We start from the raw sequence: 5066 nt of genomic DNA on the forward strand, positions 1-5066 counted from the left end.
CAGAAGTTTAAGGGCACGACCAAAAAAATCACAGCAATAATGAGAAGTGCAGTTATAAAAACCGACTTTGACTGTGATGGTTTCTGAAAGGCGATGGTTATTTCTCCTTTTGTAGGCTATTTTAAAATTTTGAACGAGAAATCTATGATTGATAAAAGTAAATTAAGGAATTATTTTGATTTTTATATTATAGACTACTACCAGACATTGCCCAAGTGGATATTTTTAAGTTTTGCTTTTCCTATCTCTTCGGCCATCTTGAGGGTTTCAAGCGGAGTTGGCGGTTCGTTATATTTATACCAGGGAAAATAGCGGCTAAAATGGAGCGGCACATCTGGACCAACCTCTTCGAAAATCCAGTCGACCAAGGCCTCGATCTGCTCCCTCTCATCATTTAACCCTGTTACAATGAGATTGGTTATCTCCACGTGAGCCCGCTCGCTTGCCAATTTTATCGTCCTTTTGACCGGCTCGCTTAGGCCACCCAGCCTCTTATAGACTGAATCATCGGCCCCCTTCAAATCGATGTTTAAAGCATCGATGAATGGCAAGAGCTGCAAAAGGGGCTTCTCGTTAACATAGCCGTTGGTGACCAGAACCGTCTTCAGCTCCGCCTCTTGAGCAAGCTTTGCCGCCTCCAAGACGTATTCAAACCAGATGAACGGTTCGTTATAGGTGAAGGCAAGGCCGATGTTGCCGCTCGCTTTATAATTTATGGCCATCTTGACCGCCTTCTTTGGAGAGATGGAATCGGTAACGAGCAGGATGACCTCTTCGATATCTTTGCCTTCAAAGTGACCCAGGGGATGGGCGATCTGGTAGTTCTGGCAAAAAGGGCAAGATAGGTTGCAGCCCAGGCTGCCCAAGGAGAGAATGTTGCTGCCCGGATGAAAATGGTAAAGGGGTTTCTTCTCGATGGGGTCGAGATTTACCGATGAGACGCGGCCATAGGTTGTAGCGGTAAGCTTTCCGCCCAGATTCTTTCTTATCGCACATTTTCCCGCCCGGCCTGACGTTATAACGCAGCCATGAGGGCAGAGGCGGCATTTTACTTTTAAATCGCTTAAACGCTCATAATATAGAGCCTCCAACTCGGCTCCTTTTGTGATTTGTAATTTGATTATAGCAGGAAATTGGACTTAATGATTCCTGCCCTTACAGTTAACAAAGGTTTTCTCATCTTATAAATAAGCCATGTAATAAAATAGCCAATAATTACCCCAGCAATAATGTTAGCCAAAAAATTAGGCCAAAAATTTTGCCAAAATATTGAACTCAAAATGCCTCCTCCAACCAGCCCACTCAAGGAGCTTGAGAGTCGCTGACCAGATCTTACCCTCTTGAGCAAACGTCGCGACGGTAAACTTAAACCAGGGATAAGATAATATGGCGCGCTCGGCGGGATTCGAACCCACGACACCAGGCTTCGGAGGCCTGTGCTCTATCCCCTGAGCTACGAGCGCAGATCAAAAGCGACTGTTTTAAGCATCGGCCTGAAGTGGTTTTAGGAGCTTGGCTTTCTGCTTTTCCCTCTCTTCGGCCTCGGCCCATCTTTTGATGAGATAGGGCTTCATCCGCTCGAAGATGCCGGCGATGCCGTCAACCACGGCGTCGGCCAACTCCTCCGACACCGCCTTAGATTCTATAACAAAAGCGGCCGTGCGGCCATAATAGAGAGGAATCATGCTATTTAGCATCTCGTCTTTGTTCCCGTCGAAGGAGAAGGAGACGGCATAATCGTAGACGATGCGCGCCCAGAGATCGACCGGGAAGCTGAAAAACTCGATATCGGCCTCGGTCAATTCCATCACCGTCCGGTAGTTTTCTTCCGATAGAATGATTTTCCACTCTCCCTTGTGGGCCAGGGCGCCCGCCTTGAACTTCTCGACCATTACGGGAAATGATACCTTTACCTCTTCCACCTCGATGAAATGGAAATCGCCAAGTATCTCCACCTGTTTGCTGGCGTGAACGTGTTTCCACTTCATCTTGTACTTCTTTATCAGCCTAAAAAGCGTCCCCATCACTTGGAGAAACATGGGGCCAAGATCGGTCCCCGGGTCCTTGGCATCGTGAATCTTGGCCCCAAGCGAGGTCTGGCAGACCCGAAACCCCTCTGCGATGGCGATGGTGGTCATCCAGATGTCTATGCCGAAGCGGTTGACGTCGGTCTCATATTGCCAAATACGCTGATGGTTAAGGGCGAGGACCAGGCCTCCCGAAAGACCGAAATCACCGCCGATGGGCTGGCGGATCCTAAGTCCAAAGAGGGCTCGGGTGAGTGGATAGGCCAAGGAGTTGGTGATGGTTCCATCATGCTTGTTGCGCAAATAATGAGGTGTCACGTAACCGTAGCTGTGCAGATACATCGGGTCGATGAGGGCCTTTACCCAATTAGCCTGGATACTCCGGGTGTCAGAGTCCATAACCAGGCACATCTTAACGCCCAATATCTCGGCCGCCTCAAAGACGGTCTTCAGCGCGCTCCCCTTGCCAGGAACCCCTTGATAAGGGACGGTTAGCCTCTTTATCGACGGCGGCACATCGGCCGCCATGAAGGCTTGGCGCGTTGAGTCAGTCGAGCCGCCATCGGAGTTGATGATGACCGCTTCTAGATCTGGGTAGTAGCGGGCAAGCCCCTTGCCTATCATCTCGGCAACCTTGCCTATCGTTTTGGCGTTGTTGTAACTCGGCACTCCGACCACCACATCGGCCCGGCCTATCTCTTTGAGTTGTAAGTAGAAGTCATCGCTTAAGATTTCGGGCTTCATGGTTTCCTCCCGCTTCAAATGAGCTATTAAAATTCCATAATACCTCAAGTTTTATCGGCAGACTAAGTGCCCAGCGTGAAGATGAGAAATAAGAGTCTTGGATCAAACAGGGTGCCTTGCCTCGTCCATGATCCGCTTGATGAAATCGCCCTTGGCTCTGGCATAAGCTACTCGGTCATTTTTATGTTGCTCGGCAAGTCTCATTTTTAGCTCGCCGTATTCTTCAGTCACTTTGGGATGAGTGATCAGGTAATCTCAAAAGATGAGGCCGTCAAGTTCAATCGCTCCCGCTTCAACCATGTGGATGTGATGGGTTCTTTTGCAATTTTCATCCCGCCTTATAAACCAATGATAATAACTGGGACAGATTCCGGCAAACGGTGGACGCCAAAAGTAATTGTAACCACGGCCCTTTAAGATGGGGACGATCTTCTCACCTGCCTCGCTTAAGCTCGCTACCTCGACCAAGATGTCAACGATCGGTTTGGCTGCAAGGCCGAAAACGGCCGTGCTACCGAAATGCTCAATGCGTTTGATAAGACCGGCCGGAGAAATTTACACTATATACCAAAAACACTATATATTATTCACCGGTAAGGTCAAACCGCTCATTGCGATATAACGCCAGTTTAGATGGGCAAATCGAGCTATCTTTGCTTTGGTCGCAGGGAGTGGTTTTTACAACTTCAAGATCATCCTTGGACTTGGTGGGAAAATTCGGGTATGGGACGGAAACGCTCCAAGAGGCTAGGGTCTTCCTTTGCTATCTTAAGTATCAGCCACATCAAAACCTCTTTTTGAAATCTTATCTCTTCGCACTCCTTGGCGAAAGGCACCCTGAAGTCTCCATTATGATGGAAGTTGTTCGCAGCGCAGTTCTTGCCGCAGATATACCTTGCCCAGCACGCCTTGCACCCACCACTTCCCTCAAACATGATGGCGATCTCGCCCCAAAATTCTTGCCAAGACGCTCGGTCCAATCCTTCAAAGACCGACCCCAGCCTGTACTTTGGGCTTCCTCCAAAGTTTAAACAGGGGTAGATTTCGCCGGTTGCCGTGACGAAAAGGATGCTCCGCCCCGCCCCACAATATGAGACGGTCGGCGAATGATACAAGATATCGGTGATAGACTGGCTTATGTCATAATCGATGCTCAGACCGCTCGCAAGGAGTTCATCTAAATAAGACTTGGCGTATTGGAGATATTTCCTCCTCATCTCCATAATCTCTTCATCGGAGAGCTTAAACCCGCCCCCCTCTTGGGGGTTGGCGGGCTCATCTGCAAATTTTACTTCTACTTGTTCAAAGCCCATATCGTAAAGGAATCTTGAAACCTCTGTCAGATTCAAGTTGGGGGGAGCAAGCCTTGCCCTGGCTTCGAGGCTTACCCCCTCACGGTGAAGAAGCCCCTTCAAGTTGGCCGATATCAGATCCCAGCTGCCCTTGCCGCTTTTGAAGGGCCTGTTCAAATCGTGAACATCCTTTGGGCCATCGATGCTGACCCCAACCGAGACGCCGTGGTCGCTCAAGTAGGCGGTGGTCTCATCGTCAAGAAGCGTGCCGTTGGTCGTGATCCTAAAGCGAAAGTTCCTGTTAAGTCTGGGCCCAAGTTTTTCAGAGGTCTCTATGGCGTATTTCACCATCTCGAAGTTGAGCAGGGGCTCGCCGCCATAAAAGTCTATTAGTATCTCGTCATTCTCTAAGGAGTAGTCGCTTAAAAGACCGATTGCCTTTTGGGCCACCTCCCTACTCATGTAGGCCGCTCTACTTCCGCCGTATTTTCCCCCGTTATTCCAGCAATACCTACACTCAAGATTGCAAGAGCTATAACTAAAAGTTGTGGATTGGCATATAAGTAAAAAAAGCGTACCCTTCCTTTCAGACCAATGAAAATGAAAGGAGCACGCTTTATGTTGCATCTTACAACGAATGGAACGGATTGGCTAGGAGAAAAGGGTTTGACGGAGATGACACTGGATGAACTCGCACGCGAAGGCGCAAAGCGCATAATCAAAGAGGCATTGCTGCTGGAGGTCGCCGACTACATCGAGGCGGTGTGTGATCTGCGAGACGAGAACGGACGAGCGCTAGCAGTGCGAAACGGATACGGCAAAGCCCGAAAGCTAACAGTAGGATCCGGTACCATCGAGGTCGCCACGCCCAGGGTGCGTGATCGGCGCATTGGCGCAAAATTCACCAGCGCTATTCTGCCTCCCTATATGCGCCGATCCCCGAAGGTAACCGAGGTACTGCCTATTCTTTACTTAAAAGGGCTCTCAACCGGGAACTTTTCCG

General features: G+C 49.3%; 4 protein-coding genes, 1 tRNA gene and 1 pseudogene. 1 reads left to right on the forward strand and 5 read right to left on the reverse strand.

Annotated features, from left to right (window positions below):
* Positions 1–197: 197 nt before the first annotated feature.
* The 5 genes and pseudogenes from amrS to QMD53_06730 all read right to left on the reverse strand — a co-directional run bounded on the left by amrS (position 198) and on the right by QMD53_06730 (position 4690).
* Positions 198–1091 carry an AmmeMemoRadiSam system radical SAM enzyme gene (gene amrS / locus QMD53_06710; protein MDI6800335.1) on the reverse strand — a complete coding sequence of 298 codons (894 nt, stop codon included), beginning with the start codon at positions 1089–1091 and terminating at the stop codon, positions 198–200.
* 296 nt (positions 1092–1387) lie between these two features.
* Positions 1388–1463 (reverse strand) — tRNA-Arg (locus QMD53_06715).
* Positions 1464–1481: 18 nt separating this feature from the next.
* On the reverse strand, positions 1482–2771 hold the full coding sequence (locus QMD53_06720; protein ID MDI6800336.1) for a hypothetical protein: 1290 nt from the start codon (positions 2769–2771) through the stop codon (positions 1482–1484).
* 102 nt (positions 2772–2873) lie between these two features.
* A pseudogene (locus tag QMD53_06725) lies at positions 2874–3299 on the reverse strand (GrpB family protein).
* 164 nt (positions 3300–3463) lie between these two features.
* Positions 3464–4690 carry a radical SAM protein gene (locus QMD53_06730; GenBank protein MDI6800337.1) on the reverse strand — a complete coding sequence of 409 codons (1227 nt, stop codon included), beginning with the start codon at positions 4688–4690 and terminating at the stop codon, positions 3464–3466.
* Between the two features lie 48 nt (positions 4691–4738).
* On the opposite strand from QMD53_06730, the gene QMD53_06735 reads away from it, so the two are divergent.
* Positions 4739–5066 (forward strand): transposase (locus QMD53_06735; GenBank protein ID MDI6800338.1); only part of this gene is annotated, 328 nt, incomplete at its 3' end.

Source organism: Actinomycetota bacterium, assembly GCA_030017835.1.
Classification (GTDB): domain Bacteria; phylum Actinomycetota; class Aquicultoria; order UBA3085; family Oleimmundimicrobiaceae; genus Yes70-04.

Coding starts and splice junctions, on each gene's coding strand:
- QMD53_06730 (MDI6800337.1), bottom strand. CDS start 4,690: ATGCAACATAAAGCGTGCTCCTTTCATTTTCATTGGTCTGAAAGGAAG.
- QMD53_06720 (MDI6800336.1), bottom strand. CDS start 2,771: ATGAAGCCCGAAATCTTAAGCGATGACTTCTACTTACAACTCAAAGAG.